Genomic DNA, 20130 nt, shown 5'->3' with positions numbered 1-20130 from the left:
TACTTGGTTTTACCAAGCTCAGGCTTGGAAAGTCCAACAACATGTCTAGACTGCGTCGCATGCCACGTCAGCAACAGCCCGCAACCCGCTCGGTCCGCCGCCGGAGTTACGACCAGTTCTGCGCCACCGCGCGCTCCCTCGACGCCGTGGGCGACCGGTGGACCCTGCTGATCGTCCGTGAACTGCTGGCGGGCCCCCGCCGCTACACCGACCTCCACGCCGACCTGCCGGGCGTCAGCACGGACGTCCTCGCCTCCCGGCTCAAGGACATGGAGCAGAGCGGCCTGCTCACGCGCCGCCGCCTTCCGCCGCCCGCCGCCGCCTCGGTGTACGAACTGACGGAGCGCGGCCACGGACTGCTGCCCGTGCTTGCCGCGCTCGCCGAGTGGGGCGCGCCCGCGCTCGCCGAGCGGCGGCCCACCGACGCGGTGCGGGCGCACTGGTTCGCACTGCCGCTGCTCCGCGCCCTGGACGGGCTGACCCATGCCGGAGTCGTCGAAGTCCATCTGGACGAGGGTGAGTTCCATGTGCGCGCGGGTGGCGCGGAAGCCGGTGCGAGGATCGAAGACGGCGTCCGGGCCGGGGCCGGGGCCGGGGTCGGCATTGGCATCGGTGTCGGTGGCGGTGTCGCGGAGGCTGCCGCGTCCGGGGCGCCGGTGGCGGTGTACGGGGACGGTCCTGCCGCCCGCCCCGATGCCCGTATCGCGCTCGACGTCGAGGTCTGCCTGGCGCTCGGGCGGGGGGAGTTGACGCTCGCCGAGGCCGTCAAGGACGGACGGGTCGAGGTGTCGGGCGAGGGGCCGCTCGCCGCCGAGATCCGCGGCGAGTGACCGGTCGCGGACCGGAGGGTTCCGCGACGTGGCTCGCGGGTAGCGTGGGGGCATTTGGGACGCCCGGTTCCGGGACACCTGGTTCGGGATGCCCGACTCGGGACGCCCGGTTCGGGATGCCCAGGACGCTTCCGCACCACCGAGGCAGAGGAGTCGCAGGTGAAGGTCGGCAGACTGCAGGGGAGCCCGGAACCGCGGATGCGACAGGGAAGTCTCACCAAGGCTCTGGTCGTGGGAGGTTGCGTGGCCGCGCTCGGCTTCGTTCCGTCGGCGGCCGTCGCCACACCCGGCAGCGGTGTGGGCGGCACGGTGGTCGCGGAGGGCACATCGGTGGGGAAGCTGAAGGTGAAGACCCCGAACGGCCGCACCGATGTGACGTTCCGGACCATCACCGTCGAACCGGGCGGTTCCACCGGCTGGCACACCCACAGAGGTCAGCTGATCGCCGTCGTGAAGTCAGGGACGCTGACGCGCACACTGGACGACTGCTCGGTCGAGGTGACGCCTGCGGGCTCCTCCTTCATCGAGCCGTCCGGGGTCTCGCACCGTCACATCGGGCGCAACCTGGGGACCGAGCCCGTCGTGCTCTGGGTGACCTATCTGCTGCCCGAAGGCAGCGCGCTCTCCGACGACGCCGACGCGGTGGACTGCGACGCGAAGAAGTAGCGGAGCGCGACGCCCGCCCACCGCCGGGAGCGGCTGCCGTTCGGCGGGCGTCTTGTTCGCTGTGGCTGTGGCTGTGGCTGTGGCTGTGGCTGTGGCTGTGGGCGTGGGCGTGGTTGCGCGCGTGGCCGGGCGGCTGCCCGACTTGATCTTGTCTCGATCACCGCCGTGCCACAGTCTGGGGCCATGCAGAATCTTCCGACATTCGTTCTCGTTCATGGCGCCTTCGCGAATTCGTTCTCCTTCGCGCCGCTGCAGGCCGAACTTGCCCTGCTCGGGCATCGCTCCGTTGCGGTCGACCTTCCCGGTCACGGATTCCGGGCGACATTTCCTGCGGCTTACCAGGCTCCTCAGGACCTCGACGCGCTCGCCTCGGAACCGGGGAGCATCAAGGGCGTCACGCTCGCCGACAATGCCGCCCATCTGATCGAAGTCCTCGAACGGGCGAAGCGGAACGGGCCGGTCATCCTCGTCGGCCACAGCCGGGGCGGCATCACGATCACCGCAGTCGGCAACGCACGACCCGATCTGATCGACCGGATCTGCTACGTCTCCGCCTGGTGCCCCGTCGATCTCGACGTCAGCGACTACTACGCCGAGCCGGAGATGGCCGAAGCGGACTCCGGCGCATTCGCGTCGACGCTTGTCGGGAACCCGGCCGAGCTCGGTCTGATCCGGACCAACTTCCGGACCGCTGAACCGGCGTCGCTCGCCGCCTTCCGGGATGCCTTCGCCGCCGACCTGGGCGACGACGAGTTCCGGACCTTCCTGAACACCTTCCAGCCCGACGAGAACCTTGATGTCGGTACGTCCGCCGACCGGGCACAGGCCACGAGTTGGGGCCGGATTCCCAAAACCTTCGTGCGCCTCGCCGACGACGCCGGCATTCCGCTCGCCATGCAGGACCGCATGATCCGCGAAGCGGACGCGCTCACCCCCGACAACCCCTTCGACGTCAGGACGCTCGCGGGGAGCCATCTGCGCTGGCTCGTCCACCCCGAGCCCGCCGCCGAACTGCTCGCGGACCTCGCGGCGCGCTGACGGCCGCCATCCCCTCCGCAGCACTGAGATCCCGGAAGCCGCTGCTCGCCGACCTCGGGCGGCGCCGCGCCGGAGTCCGTACAGGCCCGGGCCGGAGTCCGTACGAGCCCGCGCCGGAGTCCGTACAGGCCCGGGCCGGAGTCCGTACGGGCCCGGGCCGGGACAGCCGACGCCGACGCAACGGGCCGGGGTGATGATGGGGGCGTGCGATTCGAAGCGATCACCTGGGAGCGGCTGGCGGAAGCCTGCGCCGCGCACGCCGACGGTCTGAAACCGGCCGACGCCGGTCCCTGGCTGAAGGTCGCCGTCGACGGTGCGCCGGCGGCCCGGACCGGGGAGCTGGCCGGGCGGGTCGCGCAGGCGCTGCGGGTGCGGGGACGTGCGGTGCTCGTTGTTTCGACGGAGGGTTTTCTCCGGCCGGCGAGTCTTCGGTACGAGTACGGCAAGCAGGACCCCGACGCGTACTACGACGGCTGGTTCGACACGGGTGCGCTGTGGCGCGAGGTGTTCGGGCCAGTGGAAGCGGGCGGGAGCGGGCGGGTGCTGCCCGATCTCTGGGATCCGGTGACGGACCGGGCCACGCGGAGCGCGTATCGACTCCTGCCCGAGGGCGGGGTGCTGGTGGTCCATGGTCCGCTGCTGCTGGGGCACTGGTTTCCGTTCGACCTGAGTGTCCATCTGCGGTTGTCGCCGGGCGCACTGCGGCGACATACCGAGGAGAGCGGGCGCTGGACCCTGCCCGCCTTCGCGCGGTACGAGGACGAAGTGGCACCCGGCGCCCGCGCGGACGCGGTCGTACGGGCCGACGATCCACTGCATCCCGCCTGGACCGGGTGGAGGCCGGGCGAGTAGCGGGCCGGCCGGGTCCGGGCCCCGGTGGGTCATGGACCGGGGCGGCCCCCCACGGTGGTGACCGCCTCCGCCCCCGCCCGGCAGCCGGCCTCCACGGCCGAGGCGTCGTCTGCTCCCGACAGGTGCGCCGCGAGGAAGCCGCCGGTGAACGCGTCGCCCGCGCCCGTCGAGTCCACGGCATCGGGCACCTGCGGGGCGGGGACGTGCCGAGTCACCGTTCCCGCGGTGGCCAGAAGAGCTCCACCGCTGCCGAGCGTGACGACCACCCGGGGCACGAGAAGGCTCAACTTGGCTGCGGCGTCAGCCGGTTCGGGGAGTCCGGTGAGGAGTCGGGCCTCGTCCGCGTTGGGCAGCAGCAGATCCGCGCCGTCCACCGCTGTCAGGAAGTGCCCGACACCCAGCGAGGCGAGGAAGCCGGCCGAAGCCGGGTCGACGCTCACCGGAATCTGTCGCCTGCGGGCCTCCCGCAGGGCGAGCAGGGCCGTCGCCCTGCTCGTCGCGGCGAAGAGGAGATACCCGGAGAGATGGAGATGGGCGATGCCGTCGAGCATCGACGGCGACCAGTCGTCACGGGACAGGCGGAGCACGGCGCCGCTGTCGGTGAGGAACGTGCGCTCGGCGACGGAATCGACGAGGGCGACGACGGTGGCGGTCGGCGCGTCGTCGTCCACCGCCAGCAGGCAACGCACTCCCGCCCGCTCCAGCGCCTCCCGGTGCCAGGCCGCGCTGTCGGCGCCGACGCGGGCCAGCAACCGTACGTCGGCGCAGCCCGAACGCACGGCCCAGCAGGCGACGTTGGCACCCGCACCGCCCGGGAGAGTGCGGATCCGGGCCGGTATGTCCGTGCCGTGGACCAGCGCCGTTTCGTGCCGGGCCACGACATCCGTGACCACGTCGCCGACGACGAGCAGACCGCCGTCGGTCATTGGCCGGCCCATGCGCCGGAGATCCGCGCGGCAAGCGATACGTTTCCGCGTACGGCCGCCAGATTGGCCTCCAGCGAAGCACCCCCGGTCGCCCGCATCAGCCGGTCCAGCAGGAACGGTGTGACGGCCTGGCCCACGATGCCGCGCTCCCGGCAGGCGTCAAGGGCCTCGGCCAGCACGCGGTCATGGAGTGCGGGATCCAATTGGTCCTTCACCGGCACGGGGTTGGCGACGATCAGCGCGGAGCCGGAACCGCCGAGTGCGTCCTGAGCCCGCATCACCTCCGCGACCTCCTCGGGCGTCCGTACCGTCCAGTCGACCGGTTCGCCCGAGCTGTTCAGGTAGAAGCCGGGGAAGCGGTCGGTGCCGTAACCGAGCACCCCGACACCGAGCGTTTCCAGGCGTTGCAGCGTGGCGGGGACGTCCAGGATCGATTTCACCCCCGCGCACACCACGGTGATGCCGGTCCGCGCGAGGAGCCGGAGGTCCGCGGACTCGTCCTGTGTCTGCGTCCATTCCCGGTGTACGCCGCCGAGACCGCCGGTCGCGAAGACGCGCAGGCCCGCACGGGCGGCCAGGAACGCCGTCGCGGACACGGTCGTCGCTCCGCTCGTGCCCGAGGCCAGGGCCGGTGCGAGATCCCGGTGTCCCAGCTTCCGCATCGTCGGGTCGGCGGCGACGCGTTCCAACTGGGCTTTGTCCAAGCCGATGTGGGCCCGCCCGTCCAGTATGGCGATGGTGGCGGGCACGGCACCCGCGGACCGCACGAGCCCTTCGAGTTCCTCGGCGACCCGCAGATTGCGCGGGCGCGGCAGACCGTGGGCGATGATCGTCGACTCCAGGGCCACGACGGGGTGGTGCGTGGCGAGGGCCGCCTGCACCTCGGTGGAGAGCGCGGGGGCGTAGGGGTGTGCGCTGTGCGACGCATTCAGTGACATGTCCACATCCCTGTCGCGGGCGCATCGACCTCAAACGTGCGGTGGGGCACCGGCCGCATCACGTGTCCTGCCGTCGCACTCCCGACTCGCTCGGCATCGCTGCTTTCTTCCCGCAGCACCCGCCCCGTACGCAGCACTTGCCCGGTACGTCCCAGCCGCGTCGTACGCGCGACCCGCCCCGTACGCACCGCCCGGCCGGTACGCGCGACCCGACCGCTTCGAGCTGCCCGTCCCTTCCACGCCCCTGGCGGCTCAGAACAGCGGCTGGGGCAGCACGCCCTCCAGAGCGAGCAGTTTCCGCTTGGTTTCGAGACCACCGCCGAACCCGCCGAGGCCCCCGTCGCTCTCCACCACGCGATGGCACGGCACCACGACCGGCAACGGATTGGATCCCATGGCCGCCCCGACAGCCTGCGCCGCCCACGGCTGCCCCACGCGGCCGGCGAGATCCCCGTATCCGACGACCGCCCCGTACGGCACCCCGGCCGCCAGCTCGCGGAGGACCTGGCGGTTGAAACCGGAGGTCAACGACCAGTCCAGGTCCAGCGAGAACTCCCGCGACGCGCCCGCGAAATAGGCCGCGAGCTGGCGTATCGGCTCGGCGAGCCGTGTGGAGCGGGGGTTCTCCACCGGCATCACGCCGAGCCGCGACCGCAACTGCCCGACCGCTTTCTCCCGCACCTCGGGACGGGCGTGGAAGGCCACCTGCGCCAGTCCCGCGTCGGTGGCGGCAAGCAGCAGCGGGCCGATGTCGCTCTCGACGACGGCCCACTCGACGACCCCGTTGCTGTTCATGGAATCACCGTACGGCCGACCACTGACAACGGGCCGCGGCGGCGGGGCAGCCCTGCTCTCAGCCCGCTGCCTCACGCACCGCTCTCAGCCCGCTGCCTCACGCACCGCTCTCAGCCCGCTGCTTCACGCACCGCTGTCAGCGTGTGGCCTCACGCACCACATCGGGGGTGTTGGTGATGATCCCGTCCACGCCGAGTCCCGCCATCTTCGCCGCGGTCGCCGCGTCGTTGACCGTCCAGGTGTTGACCCGGAGCGGCTTGCCGTGTGCGCCCTTCAGGGCGTGCACCGCCGCCACGTAGTCGGCGGAGACCGAGGTGTACGCCGGGTTGATCTGGTCGGTGAACGCCGCGTACGCGGGCAGATCCGCGACCGCGGGGGTACCGAGGAAGCCGGTCGTGATGTCCGGACGCTGCTCGTGCACCTTCTTCACACTGTCCGCGCCGAAGCTCTGGATGACGAGCCGGCTCTTGACGTGCTTGCGATCGAGCCATCCCTTCTGCCCCAGTACGCGCAGGGTCGCCCTCTCGATGCCCGGGTAGATCTCCGGGCTCTTGATCTCCAGCAGCAGCTTCTGGTGATTGCGCTCGACCCGGTCCAGGTACTGCTTCAGGGTGGGCACCCGGGCCCCGGCGAACTGCGGGCCGAACCAGCTGCCCGCGTCCAACTGGGCGATCTCGGCGGCGGTGAAGTCCTTGACCGCCCACGGCGCACGGTCCGGGAAGACCTCCTCGGCGTCGGTGGTCCGCTTCAGGTCGGTGTCGTGGACGACCACCAGGACACCGTCCTTGGTGAGCTGGACATCGTTCTCCACCCAGTCGAAACCGAGTGCGTCGGCCTTGTCGACGGCCGCCAGGGTGTTCTCCGGCGCGTAGGCCGAAGCACCCCGGTGGGCGAAGACGACCGGGGCGGCCGGCTTCTTCGCGGACGCGGTCCGGGCGCTCACGGTCCGGATGCCCGTGATGGTGCTCGTGTGCCCGGCTGTGACCGTGTTCCCCCGGCCCGTGCTCCGCGTATCGGTGGTCGACACCAGCAACGCGCCGGCACCCGCGAGAGTGGTGGCGACGACGGCGGCGATTGCGGTACGTGCGTACACGTGTACTCCTTGCGTCAGAGTTGCGGACGGGCCGAGAGTGGCAGCTTCCCCCCAACGGGGGACAGGCGAAGGATGGCCACAACGTGAACGCCGCTGTTGGGACCGGGTCACGGACCGATTTCCATGTCGATAAAATGCAGCTCATCTGTTTGTCTTCCGGGCCTCGCGCCTTAGGGTCACCCCGGACCCGGGCCTCCGCGAAGGGCGGCGTACGAACATGCAGGGCACGATCGACGGTTTCAGCTACGGAGCGGTGACGCCCGTCGCAGCCTTTCTCATGGCCGGCCTCGGCGCTGCCCTCGGCCTGCGCTGTACGACCCGTTCGCTGCGCACCGAGCGTTCCTTCAAGGCCGGCTGGCTGGCGCTCGGCGCGACCTCCATAGGGTCCGGTATCTGGACGATGCACTTCATCGCCATGATGGGCTTCTCCGTCGAGGGGATGGTCATCGGCTACGACAAGCCGATCACCTTCGCCAGCCTCGCGGTCGCGATCGGCATGGTCGCCATCGGCATCTTCATCGTCGGGTACCGGGGCGCCACCCCTATGGCCCTGGTGACGGGCGGCACCATCACCGGCCTGGGCGTGGCCACCATGCATTACCTGGGCATGGCCGGAATGCGTCTTGAAGGACGGTTCGAGTACAACACGTTGATCGTGGCCCTCTCCGTCGTCATCGCCGTGGTGGCCGCGACGACCGCACTCTGGGCGGCCGTCTCCATCCACGGCTTCCTGCCCAGTCTCGGCGCCAGCGCCGTGATGGGCGTCGCGGTGAGCGGCATGCACTACACGGGCATGGCCGCGCTCAACGTCCATCTGCACACCGGCTCCCTCGCCGACACCACGATGCCCGCAGGACGGACCGCTCCCCTCGTACCGCTGCTGATCGGGCCCGCCTGCTTCCTGCTCCTGGCCGCGGTGGTCGTGATGTTCGACCCCTTGATGGTGATGGGCACCCCGGACTGGAACGACCCCAGTTCCATGAACGGGGCCGGGCGTCCTCCCGGAATCCCGGCCCAGCGCCAGATTCCGCGGTTCGGCACCCATGCCGACCCGGCGTCGTTCCACTCCCGGCCGCGCGACCCCGCGCCGCCCGGAGAATGGTGACCCCGACCCCGCGCGACGGCTGATCCGGCCCGGTTGTCAGTGGCGGGTCGTACGGTGGTTGCATGCGGCCCGTTTCGAAGATCGAACGTTCGGTGGCGCCTTTCGAGGTCGTCAGTCCCTACCAGCCCAGCGGCGACCAGCCCGCGGCCATCGCCGAGCTGGAGCGGCGCATCCGCGCGCAGGAGAAGGATGTCGTGCTGCTCGGCGCGACCGGCACGGGCAAGTCGGCGACCACCGCCTGGATGATCGAGAAGCTGCAGCGCCCCACCCTCGTGATGGCGCCGAACAAGACGCTCGCGGCCCAGCTGGCGAACGAGTTCCGCGAGCTGCTGCCCCACAACGCCGTCGAGTACTTCGTCTCGTACTACGACTACTACCAGCCCGAGGCGTACGTCCCACAGTCGGACACCTACATCGAGAAGGACTCCTCGATCAACGAGGAGGTCGAGCGGCTGCGCCACTCCGCGACGAATTCGCTGCTCACCCGGCGCGATGTCGTCGTGGTCGCCTCCGTCTCCTGCATCTACGGCCTCGGCACACCCCAGGAATACGTGGACCGGATGGTCCAGCTCAAGGTCGGCGACGAGATCGACCGCGATCAACTGCTGCGCCGCTTCGTCGAGATCCAGTACAGCCGCAACGACCTCGCGTTCGCCCGTGGCACGTTCCGGGTCCGCGGCGACACCATCGAGATCTTCCCGGTCTACGAGGAGCTCGCCGTCCGGATCGAGATGTTCGGTGACGAGATCGAGGCACTCTCCACGCTGCACCCGCTCACCGGCGAGGTCATCAGCGAGGACCAGTCCCTCCACGTCTTCCCCGCCAGCCACTACGTCGCGGGCCCCGAACGCATGGAGAAGGCGGTCAACGGCATCGAGCGGGAGCTGGAGCAGCGCCTCGCCGAGCTGGAGAAGCAGGGCAAGATGCTGGAGGCCCAGCGGCTGCGCATGCGCACCACGTACGACATCGAGATGCTGCGGCAGATCGGCACCTGCTCCGGCGTCGAGAACTACTCGATGCACTTCGACGGCCGCGCCCCCGGCACCGCCCCCAACACCCTCCTCGACTACTTCCCCGAGGACTTCCTGCTCGTCCTCGACGAGTCGCATGTCACCGTCCCGCAGATCGGAGCCATGTACGAGGGCGACGCCTCGCGCAAGCGGACCCTCGTCGACCACGGCTTCCGGCTCCCCTCGGCGCTCGACAACCGCCCGCTGAAGTGGGAGGAGTTCCTGGGCCGGATCAACCAGACCGTCTATCTCTCCGCCACCCCCGGAAAGTACGAACTCTCCAGGGGCGACGGCTACGTCGAGCAGATCATCCGCCCCACCGGCCTGGTCGACCCGGAGGTCGTCGTCAAGCCCACCGAGGGCCAGATCGACGACCTGGTGCACGAGATCCGCACGCGCGCCGAGAAGGACGAGCGGGTCCTCGTCACGACCCTCACCAAGAAGATGGCAGAGGACCTCACCGACTACTTCCTGGAGCTCGGCATCCAGGTCCGCTACCTGCACAGCGACGTCGACACCCTGCGCCGCATCGAGCTGCTGCGCGAACTGCGCTCCGGTGAGTACGACGTACTGGTCGGCATCAACCTGTTGCGCGAGGGCCTCGACCTGCCCGAGGTGTCGCTTGTCGCCATCCTCGACGCGGACAAGCAGGGATTCCTGCGCTCGGGAACATCCCTGATCCAGACCATCGGACGCGCCGCGCGCAACGTGTCGGGACAGGTCCATATGTACGCGGACAAGGTCACCCCGGCGATGGCACAGGCGATCGACGAAACCAACCGCCGCCGCGAGAAGCAGGTCGCCTACAACACCGAGCGCGGCCTCGATCCGCAGCCACTGCGCAAGAAGATCAACGACATCGTCGCGACGATCGCCCGCGAAGAGGTCGACACCGAGCAACTGCTCGGCACCGGCTTCCGCCAGGAGAAGAAGGGGGCCAAGGCCCCCGTACCCACGCTCGGAGCCAGGAAGGCCGGTTCCAAGAAGGCCGGGGAGACACGCGCGGTGGCCACCGACCGGCCCACTGCCGAACTGGCCGGGATCATCGAGGAGATGACCGACCGGATGCGGGCAGCCGCCGCCGACCTCCAGTTCGAGGTGGCCGCCCGACTGCGTGACGAGGTCGGTGAGTTGAAGAAGGAGCTGCGCCAGATGCGGGAAGCGGGCCTCGCCTGACCCGCCGTCCCCGGTGTGTTGCAGGACCGACACAAAAACACCCCAAGCGGCCACGCCTCCGGCGCGACTGCGTAGGGTGCTGGAGAACCGCGCACGGACGGGCGCGGGGCAAGCGGAGAGGGGACAGCGCGTGACGGTCAATATGACCAAGGGCCAGGCCATCAGCCTGCAGAAGAGCGACGGGGGGACCCTGACCGCAGTACGGATGGGCCTCGGCTGGCAGGCGGCGCCGCGCCGGGGTCTGTTCGGTTCACGTACGAGGGAGATCGACCTCGACGCCTCGGCGGTGCTGTTCGCGGACAAGCAGCCGGTCGACGTGGTCTTCTTCCGCCACCTCGTCAGTGACGACGGCTCCGTCAAGCACACGGGGGACAACCTGGTCGGCGGCGCCGGCTCCGGCGGCGACGACGAGGCGATCCTCGTCGACCTGCAGCGGGTGCCCGTCCACATCGACCAGATCGTCTTCACGGTGAACTCCTTCACCGGTCAGACGTTCCAGGAGGTGCAGAACGCCTTCTGCCGCATCGTCGACGAGACGAACGGCCAGGAGCTCGCCCGCTACACGCTGGACGGCGGCGGGCAGTACACCGCCCAGATCATGGCGAAGGTGCACCGTTCGGGGAACGGATGGCAGATGACCGCCATCGGCACCCCGGCCAACGGCCGCACCTTCCAGGACCTGATGCCGGCGATCCTGCCCCACCTGTAGGAGCGGCAGGACCAGCCGGTCGATATCAGTACGCGCAGCTCCCGGAGGCATCGGCCGCCGGGAGCTGCACCACATGGTGCCGCATCGCAGAGCACCGCACCGCGCAGCACAACTCACCGAGGAGACAGGGCAATGACGGCCGAACTGGTCCGGGGACAGAACCACACCTTGCCTCAGACCCGTCTGGAGATCCGGGTATCGGCCGGCACGCCTGTCGTGGCCGGTGCGACACTCGGCGACGAGAACGGCACCGTGCACGGCACCGAATGGGTCGCCCACCCGGGATCGCCCCAGCTGCCCGGACTCGAAGTGTCCGCACAGGCCGCCGCCGACCACCGGCTCGCCGTGGACCTCGATGCCCTGCCCCCTTCGGTGCACCGCGTCACCGTGCTGCTGGCCCTGCCCACGGGCATCGGCGGCCCGGTCCGGTTCGGCGTCGTCGCCGCACCGTTCGTCGCCGTCACCGGGCTCGACGGCGGCGAGATCGCCACCTTCACCCTCACCGGCCTGGACACCGAGTCCGCGGTCGCCGCTCTGGAGCTCTACCGCCGCCAGGACGCCTGGAAGGTCCGCGCCGTCGGTCAGGGCTACGCGGGCGGTCTCGCCGCCATGCTCGCCGACCAGGGTCTGACGCAGGCGCCCGAGCTGGCCCATTCGATTCAGGACGCCGTCGTCCGCGGGATGGCCCGCTCGGTCTCCCCGCCCCCGCCGCGCACCCCGGACCCCGACCGGGTCGGTCACGGCACGGGCCCCGCAGCACCTTCGGACGGCCCGACGCCTCCTGTCGCGCCACCGGCGGGCGTCCGGGCCGGCGAACCGCTCACCGGGACCACCACCGCGACGCCCGCGGCCACGACAGGCGGCCCCATCGACTACGCGCACCCGCGGCGTCAGTCGTCGGCGCCCCCGCCCCCGCCCACCGCACCGCCCGCCGAGCCGGGCCGGCCCGCCCGGCCCGTCGCCGGGGACGCGACCGGCTGGTCCATGGAGGAGCGCCTCTACAACCAGATATGGGGCATGTTCGAAGACCTGGCCCGCACCACCGCCGCGTACCGCAGCGCCATCGACTTCGCGGACTCCCGCATGGACCAGGAACTCGACCGGGCCCTGTCCGACCCGCGCAACCGGATCGGTGGCGCCGGCGACCCGGCCCGCGAACAGGCCCGCGCCAAGCGCGACGAGCTGACCGGCCGGGCCCGCGAGGTCCTCGATCGCGACCTCGCCCAGCTCGCCGCCGAGTCCGCCGTCGTGGAACCCGCGCTCCCCGCCGCGTACGCGGGATGGGACAACCCCGTCTGGCACGCCTACCGCGTCCCGATGGAGATGCCCATGGCGGCGCGTCTGGGCGACCTCCATCTGCCCGAGAGCCCCGACCTGAGCATTCCGCTGCTGGTCCGGCTCCCCCTGGAACGCGGTATCTGGATCGACAGCGGCCGTACGGCCTCCGAGGACGCGGCCCTGCTGGACACCGCCCAGCTGCGCCGCCTGGCCGTGGAGAACGCGGTCGCGCACGCGGCCCGCCTGCTGGCCGTCCACCCGGCCGACGAGTTCTCCGTCCATGTCATCGACCCCGCGGGTTCGGCAGCGGGAGCGTTGGCCTCGCTGGTCGAATCCGGGGCCCTCGCCGCACCGCCCGCCGCCGGAGCCGGGGGAGTCGCCTCGGTCCTCGCGCAGCTCACCCGGCGCGTCGACCTGGTGCAGATGGCGATCCGGGCCGGCGCCGCCGATTCGCTTCCGCCGGACCTGGACACGGGCCAACAGCTGCTCATCGTCAACGACTTCCCGCACGGCTTCGACGACCGGGCCGTCACGCAGCTGCGCTACCTGGCCGACGAGGGGCCCTCGGTCGGTGTCCATCTGCTGATGGTCGCGGACCGGGAGGACGCGCGCGCGTACGGACCGGTGCTCGACCCGCTGTGGCGTTCGCTGCTCCGGATCACGCCGGTCGCCGACGACCACCTGGCCGATCCCTGGGTCGGCCATGCCTGGACGTACGAGCCGCCGAGGGTGCCGCCGGGCAGCCGGGTCCTTGAGCAGGTGCTCGCCCAGGTGGCTGCGGCACGACGCCCCCGGCACCTGTGAGCCGAACGGCAATACTGCCTTAACGCACCCCTGACCAGCCCTTTTAGGAGATCTTTACCCTTCTCTTTACCTTTCTTTGGTGTTTCCTGTACTGTTCTTTGGGCGGAGGGGAGTACTCCCATACGCGACGTGCCCGTCAGTACGGACTGTGACCGGTCCCGGGGCGTCGGCCCGTGGCGCGCAGCCCGTGCGCCCGGGTGGAAGAGACCTCCGGCAGCGACGACGCTGATCAGTAGCCGTAGCGAACTGCCGGAGGCGCAGTGGACGTTTCATGGACCCTCTGGGTGCTGACCATTCTTGGTCTGTCAGCCCTTATCGCCGTCGACTTCTTCATCGGGCGCAAACCCCATGACGTGACGACGAAGGAAGCCGGAATCTGGACGGTCGTCTGGATCGCGCTGGCCGCGCTCTTCGGGCTCGGTCTTCTGGTCTTCGGCGAGAGTCAGGCGTCGGGAGAGTTCTTCGCCGGCTTCATCACCGAGAAGTCGCTCAGTGTCGACAACCTCTTCGTCTTCGTCCTGATCATGGCGAAGTTCTCGGTCCCTTCCCACCTCCAGCAACGGGTACTGCTCGTCGGCGTGTTGATCGCGTTGGTGCTGCGGGCGGTCTTCATCGCCGCCGGTGCCGCCGTCATCGCCAACTTCTCGTGGGTCTTCTACATCTTCGGCGCGTTCTTGATCTACACCGCCTGGAAGCTCATCCAGGAGGCGCGGGCCGACGAGGAGGAAGAGGAGTTCGAGGAGAACCGGCTCCTCAAGTCGATCGAGCACCGCTTCGGAGTCGCCGACCGGTACCACGGCACCAAGCTCTTCATCCGTAACAACGGCAAGCGCGTCCTCACGCCGCTGATGGTCGTCATGCTCGCCATCGGCACCACGGATGTGCTGTTCGCCCTCGACTCCATCCCCGCGATCTTCGGCCTGACCCAGGACCCGTACATCGTCTTCACCGCCAACGCCTTCGCCCTGATGGGGCTGCGGCAGCTGTACTTCCTGATCGGCGGACTGCTGAAGAAGCTGGTCCACCTCAGCTACGGTCTCTCCGTCATCCTCGGCTTCATCGGGGTGAAGTTGGTGCTGCACGCGCTGCACGAGTCCGGCGTGCACGTGCCGGAGATCTCCATACCGGTCTCGCTCGGCGTCATCTGCGGCGTGCTGGTGGTCACCACGATCACCAGCCTCCTCGCCACCAGGAAGCAGGAGCGGGCCGAGGCGGACGAGTCCGCGGACAAGGGCGCCGGCATCGGCGCCTGACCGCACCGCCCGAACCGGCCCCGCCCGAGCGGCCGTCGCCGGGTCGGACGGGAACCGGCACCGGCCGGGGCGAGCAACTGTCCGTTGCCCGCCCCGGCCGGCGTTCGTACCGGGGAGTGCGCCCCGCGGCGGCTGCTACCAGCCGCGGGCGCGCCACTGCGGCAGCTGCTCGCGCTCGTCGCCGAGCGTGGTGTCGTGCCCGTGGCCCGGATAGACCCAGGTCTCGTCGGGCAGTGGCTCGAAGAGCTTGGTCTCCACGTCGTGGAGCAGGCTCGCGAAGGCCTCGGGGTCCTTGTGCGTGTTGCCCACCCCGCCCGGGAAGAGGCAGTCCCCGGTGAAGACGTGCGGGGCGCCGTGCGGGTCGTCGTAGATCAGTGCGATCGAGCCCGGGGTGTGACCGACGAGGTGGCGGGCGGTCAGGGTGACCTGGCCGACCCGGATCGTGCCGTTGTCGTCCACCAGGACATCCGTCGGGACCGGGATGCCCTCGGCGTCGTACCGCCCGGCGTACGTCCGCGCGCCGGTGGCCGCCACCACCTCGCCGAGCGCCTGCCAGTGGTCGCCGTGCCGGTGGGTGGTGACGACCGAGGCGATGCCGTCGTCACCGATCAGTCGCAGCAGGGTCGCGGCCTCGTTGGCCGCGTCGATCAGGAGCTGCTCGCCGGTGGCCCGGCACCGCAGCAGATAGGCGTTGTTGTTCATCGGGCCGACGGCGACCTTGGAGATCATCAGATCCGTCAACTCGTGTACGTCCGCACGCCCGCCGACCTTGACCGCTCCGCTGTACGTCATACATCTCAGCCTATAGCGGGGGCAGGACGGGAAGGTCGCCGCCTCCGACGCTCAGCGCCGAGCCGTCGCGCCGCCCGCAGAGCCAGCCGAGCAGCTCGGGGGCCGTGCCGCTGACCGTGACAGGACCACCCTGTGCGCCGCCGCCCGTCGTCCAGGACCGGCCCTCGTCGTCGGTCAGGGCCGTGGGCACGACATCGGGGTGCCCGCCGAACCGCTCGGCGAGGAACGCGATCTCCCGGCCCGTGAACTCCGCGGAAAGATCCTCCAGCTCGTAGCCGATTCCGAGGTCCACGTGGTGCAGCTCGATCTCGATGCGGCGGCGGAAGGGAATCCGGGAGGCCGAGTCGGTCACGCCGTTGCGCAGCGTGACCGTGCGGGACCAGTCGGCCGGGGCCGAGGCGGCGGCCACGAAACGGGCCGCGCTCTCGGCGAGGTCGGTCAGCTGCTCGGCCTTCGGGCGGGGCGCGCCGCGCTCGATGTCGCGGTCGCGGGTTTCGCTGTCTGCGTACATGGGACGGCCCTGGAGAACATTTACGAGCGCGTCGGCGTTACGAGAGAGGTGCGCAACGACATGGCCGCGGCTCCAGCCCGGCAGGCGCGACGGTTCGCGGAGTGCGGCGTCGTCCAGTTTCGCGGTGGCGCTGAGCAGTCGATCGGTCGCTGCACGTACGGCGTCCAGGTCAAGCGCGTGATCCATCATGAGGCCGAGCCTAGCCTCGCCACTCATTCGGGTGAAGGAGTCTGTGACCGTCCGTAAATCGAATGCGCGTGCTATACGCTCGGAGTTGAAAGCTTCGTACATCGCTGTGGCGCCCCCCATACCCTGGGACAGGGGCTCAGTTCCCCCGCTTCTCTCAAGAAAGGTGCGGACCGGCGTGGCCGACCGTCTCATCGTCCGTGGCGCTCGCGAGCACAACCTCAAGAACGTCTCGCTCGACCTCCCCCGCGACTCCCTCATCGTCTTCACCGGGCTTTCCGGGTCGGGTAAGTCGTCTCTCGCGTTCGACACGATTTTCGCCGAGGGGCAGCGGCGCTACGTGGAGTCCCTCTCCTCGTACGCCCGCCAGTTCCTCGGCCAGATGGACAAGCCGGACGTCGATTTCATCGAGGGCCTCTCGCCCGCCGTCTCCATCGACCAGAAGTCGACCTCGCGCAACCCGCGCTCGACGGTCGGCACCATCACCGAGGTCTACGACTACCTCCGGCTGCTCTTCGCCCGGATCGGCAAGCCGCACTGTCCCGAGTGCGGCCGGCCCATCTCGCGTCAGTCGCCCCAGGCCATCGTCGACAAGGTGCTCGGCCTTCCCGAAGGCAGCCGGTTCCAGGTGCTCTCGCCGCTGGTGCGCGAGCGCAAGGGCGAGTTCGTCGACCTCTTCGCCGATCTGCAGACCAAGGGGTACAGCAGGGCCCGGGTCGACGGCCGGACGATCCAGCTCGCCGAGCCTCCCCAGCTGAAGAAGCAGGAGAAGCACACCATCGAGGTGGTCATCGACCGTCTCACGGTGAAGGACAGCGCCAAGCGCCGGCTGACCGACTCGGTCGAGACCGCGCTCGGCCTCTCCGGCGGCATGGTCGTGCTCGACTTCGTCGACCTCCCCGAGGACGACCCCGAGCGTGAGCGGATGTACTCCGAGCACCTCTACTGCCCGTACGACGACCTCTCCTTCGAGGAGCTGGAGCCGCGCTCCTTCTCCTTCAACTCGCCCTTCGGCGCCTGCCCCGACTGCACGGGCATCGGCACGCGGATGGAGGTCGACCCGGAGCTGATCGTCCCCGACGAGGAGAAGTCGCTCGACGAGGGCGCGATCCACCCCTGGTCGCACGGCCACATCAAGGAGTACTTCGGCCGACAGATCAACGCGCTCGCCGAAGCACTCGGATTCCGTACGGACATCCCGTGGGCCGGGCTGCCGCAGCGAGCCAAGAAGGCCCTGCTCTTCGGCCACAAGATCCAGACCGAGGTCCGCTACCGCAACCGCTACGGGCGCGAGCGTGCCTACACCACCCCCGCCTTCGAGGGCGCGGTGCAGTACGTGAAGCGTCGGCACTCCGAAGCCGAGAGCGACTCCAGCCGGGAGCGCTTCGAGGGGTACATGCGTGAGGTGCACTGCCCGACCTGTGAGGGCACCCGGCTCAAGCCGATCGTCCTCGCGGTCACGGTGATGGAGAAGTCCATCGCCGAGGTGTCCGCGATGTCGATCAGCGAGTGCGCCGAATTCCTCGGCCGGCTGACGCTGAACGCCCGCGACAAGAAGATCGCCGAGCGGGTGCTGAAGGAGGTCAACGAGCGGCTGAGGTTCCTGGTCGACGTCGGTCTCGACTACCTCTCGCTGAACCGCGCGGCAGGCACGCTGTCCGGCGGCGAGGCCCAGCGCATCCGGCTCGCGACCCAGATCGGCTCCGGCCTGGTCGGCGTGCTCTACGTGCTGGACGAGCCGTCCATCGGTCTGCACCAGCGGGACAACCACCGGCTGATCGAGACCCTGATCCGGCTCCGCGACATGGGCAACACCCTCATCGTCGTCGAGCACGACGAGGACACCATCAAGATCGCCGACTGGGTCGTCGACATCGGCCCCGGCGCGGGCGAGCACGGCGGGAAGGTGGTCCACTCCGGATCGCTCGCGGAACTGCTGGGCAACGAGGAGTCGATCACCGGTCAGTATCTGACCGGCAAGAAGGCGATCACGATGCCGGACATCCGGCGCCCCGTCGACCCGTCGCGCAGGCTCACGGTGCACGGCGCCCGGGAGAACAACCTCCAGGACATCGACGTCTCCTTCCCGCTCGGCGTGCTCACGGCCGTCACCGGTGTCTCGGGCTCCGGAAAGTCGACGCTGGTCAACGACATCCTCTACACCCACCTGGCACGCGAACTGAACGGCGCCAAGTCGGTCCCCGGCCGGCACACCAGGGTCGACGGGGACGACCAGGTCGACAAGGTGGTGCACGTCGACCAGTCGCCGATCGGCCGTACACCCCGGTCCAACCCGGCCACGTACACCGGCGTCTTCGACCACGTCCGCAAGCTGTTCGCGGAGACGATGGAGGCGAAGGTGCGCGGCTATCTGCCGGGCCGCTTCTCCTTCAACGTCAAGGGCGGGCGCTGCGAGAACTGCTCCGGCGACGGCACCATCAAGATCGAGATGAACTTCCTGCCGGATGTGTACGTCCCGTGCGAGGTCTGCCACGGAGCGCGCTACAACCGGGAGACCCTGGAGGTCCACTACAAGGGCAGGTCCATCGCCGAGGTGCTGGACATGCCGATCGAGGAGGGCCTGGAGTTCTTCGAGTCCGTCCCCACGATCGCCCGCCACCTGCGCACGCTTCATGAGGTCGGCCTCGGATACGTGCGGCTCGGCCAGTCCGCGCCGACGCTCTCCGGCGGCGAGGCCCAGCGCGTGAAGCTCGCGAGCGAGTTGCAGAAGCGCTCCACCGGCCGCACGGTCTACGTTCTGGACGAGCCCACCACGGGTCTGCACTTCGAGGACATCAGCAAGCTCATCAAGGTGCTGTCCGGGCTGGTCGACAAGGGCAACTCGGTGATCGTCATCGAGCACAACCTCGATGTGATCAAGACCGCGGACTGGGTCATCGACATGGGCCCCGAAGGGGGCAACGGCGGCGGTCTGGTCGTCGCCGAGGGCACGCCGGAGCAGGTCGCCGGGGTGCCGGCCAGCCACACCGGCAAGTTCCTCCAGGACATCCTGGATCCGGACCGAGTGAGCGAGGCATCGGTGCCCGCGGCACGCAAGCCCGTGCGGAAGGTGGCCGCGAAGAAGGCGGTCGCCGCGAAGTCGGCCCCCGCCAGGAAGACGGCCACGGCCAGGACGAGCGCGGGCCAGGCCGCCAAGTCGGCCACGGCCAGGACCGCCAAGACAGCTGCGGCGAAGAAGCCCGCGGCGAAGAAGGCGACGCGCGCGCGCAAGGTCTGACGACCCCGTGCCGCGGCGGCGGCACCCGGAACCGGGTGCCGCCGCTTCTGCCGGTACGGCGCCTCGGGCCCGGGGCGGCCCTGTCGCCGCCCGCCTCGGCCCCGGGCGGCCTCTGCCGCCGCATGCCTCGGCACGGCTGAGCGACGCTCCCGCAAGGTCCGGCGAGACCTCGCTCGCACAGGCTCCGTGCCCCCGTCCGCGTGGGCTGCCACACGTGCCCGTCCGTGAGGGCCCCGGCGGCGTCGTGGCCCGGAGGTGTCCGCCCCCGAGTCCCTGGCTCCTGACCAGGGACAATCGGACTTGGGCGGCCCGGCCACGGACCCTGCGTTCTCCGCCGGTATCGTCGGTTCTGTCACCGATGGCTCCGACACCCCCGGTACCCCTGGTACCGCCGGTGTCTCAGTGGCCCCCGATGCCCCTCTGCGACCCTCGCCCCTCCGACCAGTGGAGACCGCATGCCCGGCCAGCCCGCCGCCCGCCGTACCGTGCTGAAGGGCGCCGCGCTCGCCGGCGTCGCCGGGCTGGGCGTGGCCGCCTGCTCGACCGACTCGAAGCTCGGTCATGCCCAGACCCCGACGCCCACCGCCCCTGTCGAGCTCGGTGCCGCGGACGAGGTTCCGGTCGGCGCGTCCAAGCTCTACCGCGACCAGCGGGTCATCGTCACCTGCCCGGCCAAGGGCCAGTACAAGGCGTTCAGCGCCCAGTGCACCCACGCGGGCTGCCTGCTGGACAAGGTCGAGGACAACGTGGGGAACTGCCCCTGCCACGGCAGCCGCTTCGACACCACGACCGGCAAGGCGATGCAGGGCCCGGCGACCGCGCCGCTGCCCGCGGTACCGGTCAGGGTCGAGGGCGGAAAGCTCGTCGCGGGCCCCGACGCCTGACACCCTGCCCGGGACGGGCCGCACTCCTGCCGGGCAGGCCGCACTG

Annotated in this window: 17 protein-coding genes; 11 read left to right on the top strand and 6 right to left on the bottom strand. The window is 70.0% G+C overall.

From position 1 onward, the window contains the following. Positions 1-59 precede the first annotated feature (59 nt). The 4 genes from ACFVUT_RS08885 to ACFVUT_RS08870 all read left to right on the top strand — a co-directional run bounded on the left by ACFVUT_RS08885 (position 60) and on the right by ACFVUT_RS08870 (position 3386). The gene (locus ACFVUT_RS08885) at positions 60-830 is read left to right on the top strand and encodes a winged helix-turn-helix transcriptional regulator (protein WP_389646329.1); all 771 of its coding nucleotides are present in this window, start codon (positions 60-62) and stop codon (positions 828-830) included. Between the two features lie 198 nt (positions 831-1028). After that, positions 1029-1496 (top strand): cupin domain-containing protein, encoded by a 468-nt coding sequence (locus ACFVUT_RS08880; RefSeq protein WP_389646849.1) that lies wholly within the window; start codon positions 1029-1031, stop codon positions 1494-1496. 183 nt (positions 1497-1679) lie between these two features. Continuing rightward, entirely contained in the window at positions 1680-2534 is an 855-nt protein-coding gene (locus ACFVUT_RS08875) for an alpha/beta fold hydrolase (RefSeq protein WP_389646332.1), read from the top strand. 204 nt (positions 2535-2738) lie between these two features. After that, positions 2739-3386, top strand: coding sequence for a uridine kinase (locus tag ACFVUT_RS08870; RefSeq protein WP_389646335.1), 648 nt, complete (start codon positions 2739-2741; stop codon positions 3384-3386). Between the two features lie 29 nt (positions 3387-3415). Here the strand turns inward: ACFVUT_RS08870 and ACFVUT_RS08865 are convergent, their stop codons facing one another. From ACFVUT_RS08865 to ACFVUT_RS08850, 4 genes are all read right to left on the bottom strand, one after another. Next, on the bottom strand, positions 3416-4324 hold the full coding sequence (locus tag ACFVUT_RS08865) for a carbohydrate kinase family protein (protein ID WP_389646338.1): 909 nt from the start codon (positions 4322-4324) through the stop codon (positions 3416-3418). Further along, positions 4309-5250, bottom strand: a complete 942-nt coding sequence (locus ACFVUT_RS08860) for a pseudouridine-5'-phosphate glycosidase (protein ID WP_389646340.1) — start codon at positions 5248-5250, stop codon at positions 4309-4311. Before ACFVUT_RS08860 ends, ACFVUT_RS08865 begins: the two co-directional genes overlap by 16 nt. 252 nt (positions 5251-5502) lie before the next feature. Then, a complete protein-coding gene (locus tag ACFVUT_RS08855; protein ID WP_389646343.1) occupies positions 5503-6045 on the bottom strand; it encodes a methylated-DNA--[protein]-cysteine S-methyltransferase in 543 nt (180 codons plus the stop codon). 136 nt (positions 6046-6181) lie between these two features. Beyond that, a complete protein-coding gene (locus ACFVUT_RS08850; RefSeq protein ID WP_389646852.1) occupies positions 6182-7006 on the bottom strand; it encodes a glycerophosphodiester phosphodiesterase in 825 nt (274 codons plus the stop codon). A 349-nt stretch (positions 7007-7355) separates the two neighbouring features. On the opposite strand from ACFVUT_RS08850, the gene ACFVUT_RS08845 reads away from it, so the two are divergent. From ACFVUT_RS08845 to ACFVUT_RS08825, 5 genes are all read left to right on the top strand, one after another. Continuing rightward, positions 7356-8243, top strand: a complete 888-nt coding sequence (locus ACFVUT_RS08845; protein ID WP_389646346.1) for an MHYT domain-containing protein — start codon at positions 7356-7358, stop codon at positions 8241-8243. A gap of 62 nt (positions 8244-8305) precedes the next feature. Further along, on the top strand, positions 8306-10429 hold the full coding sequence (uvrB, locus tag ACFVUT_RS08840) for an excinuclease ABC subunit UvrB (protein WP_389646348.1): 2124 nt from the start codon (positions 8306-8308) through the stop codon (positions 10427-10429). Positions 10430-10559: 130 nt separating this feature from the next. Then, on the top strand, positions 10560-11138 hold the full coding sequence (locus tag ACFVUT_RS08835) for a TerD family protein (RefSeq protein WP_136328667.1): 579 nt from the start codon (positions 10560-10562) through the stop codon (positions 11136-11138). Positions 11139-11270: 132 nt separating this feature from the next. Next, the gene (locus ACFVUT_RS08830; protein WP_389646351.1) at positions 11271-13220 is read left to right on the top strand and encodes a TerD family protein; all 1950 of its coding nucleotides are present in this window, start codon (positions 11271-11273) and stop codon (positions 13218-13220) included. Positions 13221-13480: 260 nt separating this feature from the next. After that, entirely contained in the window at positions 13481-14473 is a 993-nt protein-coding gene (locus ACFVUT_RS08825; protein ID WP_389646354.1) for a TerC family protein, read from the top strand. Between the two features lie 135 nt (positions 14474-14608). On the opposite strand, the gene ACFVUT_RS08820 is transcribed toward ACFVUT_RS08825, so the two are convergent. Together ACFVUT_RS08820 and ACFVUT_RS08815 are read right to left on the bottom strand one after the other, a co-directional pair. After that, positions 14609-15265 (bottom strand): MBL fold metallo-hydrolase, encoded by a 657-nt coding sequence (locus ACFVUT_RS08820; protein ID WP_389646357.1) that lies wholly within the window; start codon positions 15263-15265, stop codon positions 14609-14611. A 10-nt stretch (positions 15266-15275) separates the two neighbouring features. Continuing rightward, positions 15276-15965: a maleylpyruvate isomerase family mycothiol-dependent enzyme gene (locus ACFVUT_RS08815; protein ID WP_389646360.1), complete on the bottom strand. Its 690-nt coding sequence runs from the start codon at positions 15963-15965 to the stop codon at positions 15276-15278. Between the two features lie 175 nt (positions 15966-16140). Between ACFVUT_RS08815 and uvrA the strand changes: the two genes are divergently transcribed. Together uvrA and ACFVUT_RS08805 are read left to right on the top strand one after the other, a co-directional pair. Further along, positions 16141-19200, top strand: a complete 3060-nt coding sequence (gene uvrA, locus ACFVUT_RS08810) for an excinuclease ABC subunit UvrA (protein ID WP_389646363.1) — start codon at positions 16141-16143, stop codon at positions 19198-19200. Positions 19201-19655: 455 nt separating this feature from the next. Then, positions 19656-20084 (top strand): Rieske (2Fe-2S) protein, encoded by a 429-nt coding sequence (locus ACFVUT_RS08805; RefSeq protein ID WP_389646366.1) that lies wholly within the window; start codon positions 19656-19658, stop codon positions 20082-20084. The last annotated feature ends 46 nt before the right edge of the window (positions 20085-20130 follow it).

Source organism: Streptomyces sp. NPDC058051, from assembly GCF_042885475.1.
GTDB lineage: Bacteria > Actinomycetota > Actinomycetes > Streptomycetales > Streptomycetaceae > Streptomyces.
Note: the sequence above shows the minus strand (reverse complement) of the source record. Positions and strands in the feature narration are given on the sequence as shown.

Excerpts from the sequence above, each read along its gene's own strand:
- ACFVUT_RS08885 (WP_389646329.1), top strand. The coding sequence starts at position 60 with ATGCCACGTCAGCAACAGCCCGCAACCCGCTCGGTCCGCCGCCGGAGT.
- ACFVUT_RS08880 (WP_389646849.1), top strand. The coding sequence starts at position 1,029 with ATGCGACAGGGAAGTCTCACCAAGGCTCTGGTCGTGGGAGGTTGCGTG.
- ACFVUT_RS08875 (WP_389646332.1), top strand. The coding sequence starts at position 1,680 with ATGCAGAATCTTCCGACATTCGTTCTCGTTCATGGCGCCTTCGCGAAT.
- ACFVUT_RS08865 (WP_389646338.1), bottom strand. The coding sequence starts at position 4,324 with ATGGGCCGGCCAATGACCGACGGCGGTCTGCTCGTCGTCGGCGACGTG.
- ACFVUT_RS08860 (WP_389646340.1), bottom strand. The coding sequence starts at position 5,250 with ATGTCACTGAATGCGTCGCACAGCGCACACCCCTACGCCCCCGCGCTC.
- ACFVUT_RS08855 (WP_389646343.1), bottom strand. The coding sequence starts at position 6,045 with ATGAACAGCAACGGGGTCGTCGAGTGGGCCGTCGTCGAGAGCGACATC.
- ACFVUT_RS08845 (WP_389646346.1), top strand. The coding sequence starts at position 7,356 with ATGCAGGGCACGATCGACGGTTTCAGCTACGGAGCGGTGACGCCCGTC.
- uvrB (WP_389646348.1), top strand. The coding sequence starts at position 8,306 with ATGCGGCCCGTTTCGAAGATCGAACGTTCGGTGGCGCCTTTCGAGGTC.
- ACFVUT_RS08830 (WP_389646351.1), top strand. The coding sequence starts at position 11,271 with ATGACGGCCGAACTGGTCCGGGGACAGAACCACACCTTGCCTCAGACC.
- ACFVUT_RS08820 (WP_389646357.1), bottom strand. The coding sequence starts at position 15,265 with ATGACGTACAGCGGAGCGGTCAAGGTCGGCGGGCGTGCGGACGTACAC.
- ACFVUT_RS08815 (WP_389646360.1), bottom strand. The coding sequence starts at position 15,965 with ATGATGGATCACGCGCTTGACCTGGACGCCGTACGTGCAGCGACCGAT.
- ACFVUT_RS08805 (WP_389646366.1), top strand. The coding sequence starts at position 19,656 with ATGCCCGGCCAGCCCGCCGCCCGCCGTACCGTGCTGAAGGGCGCCGCG.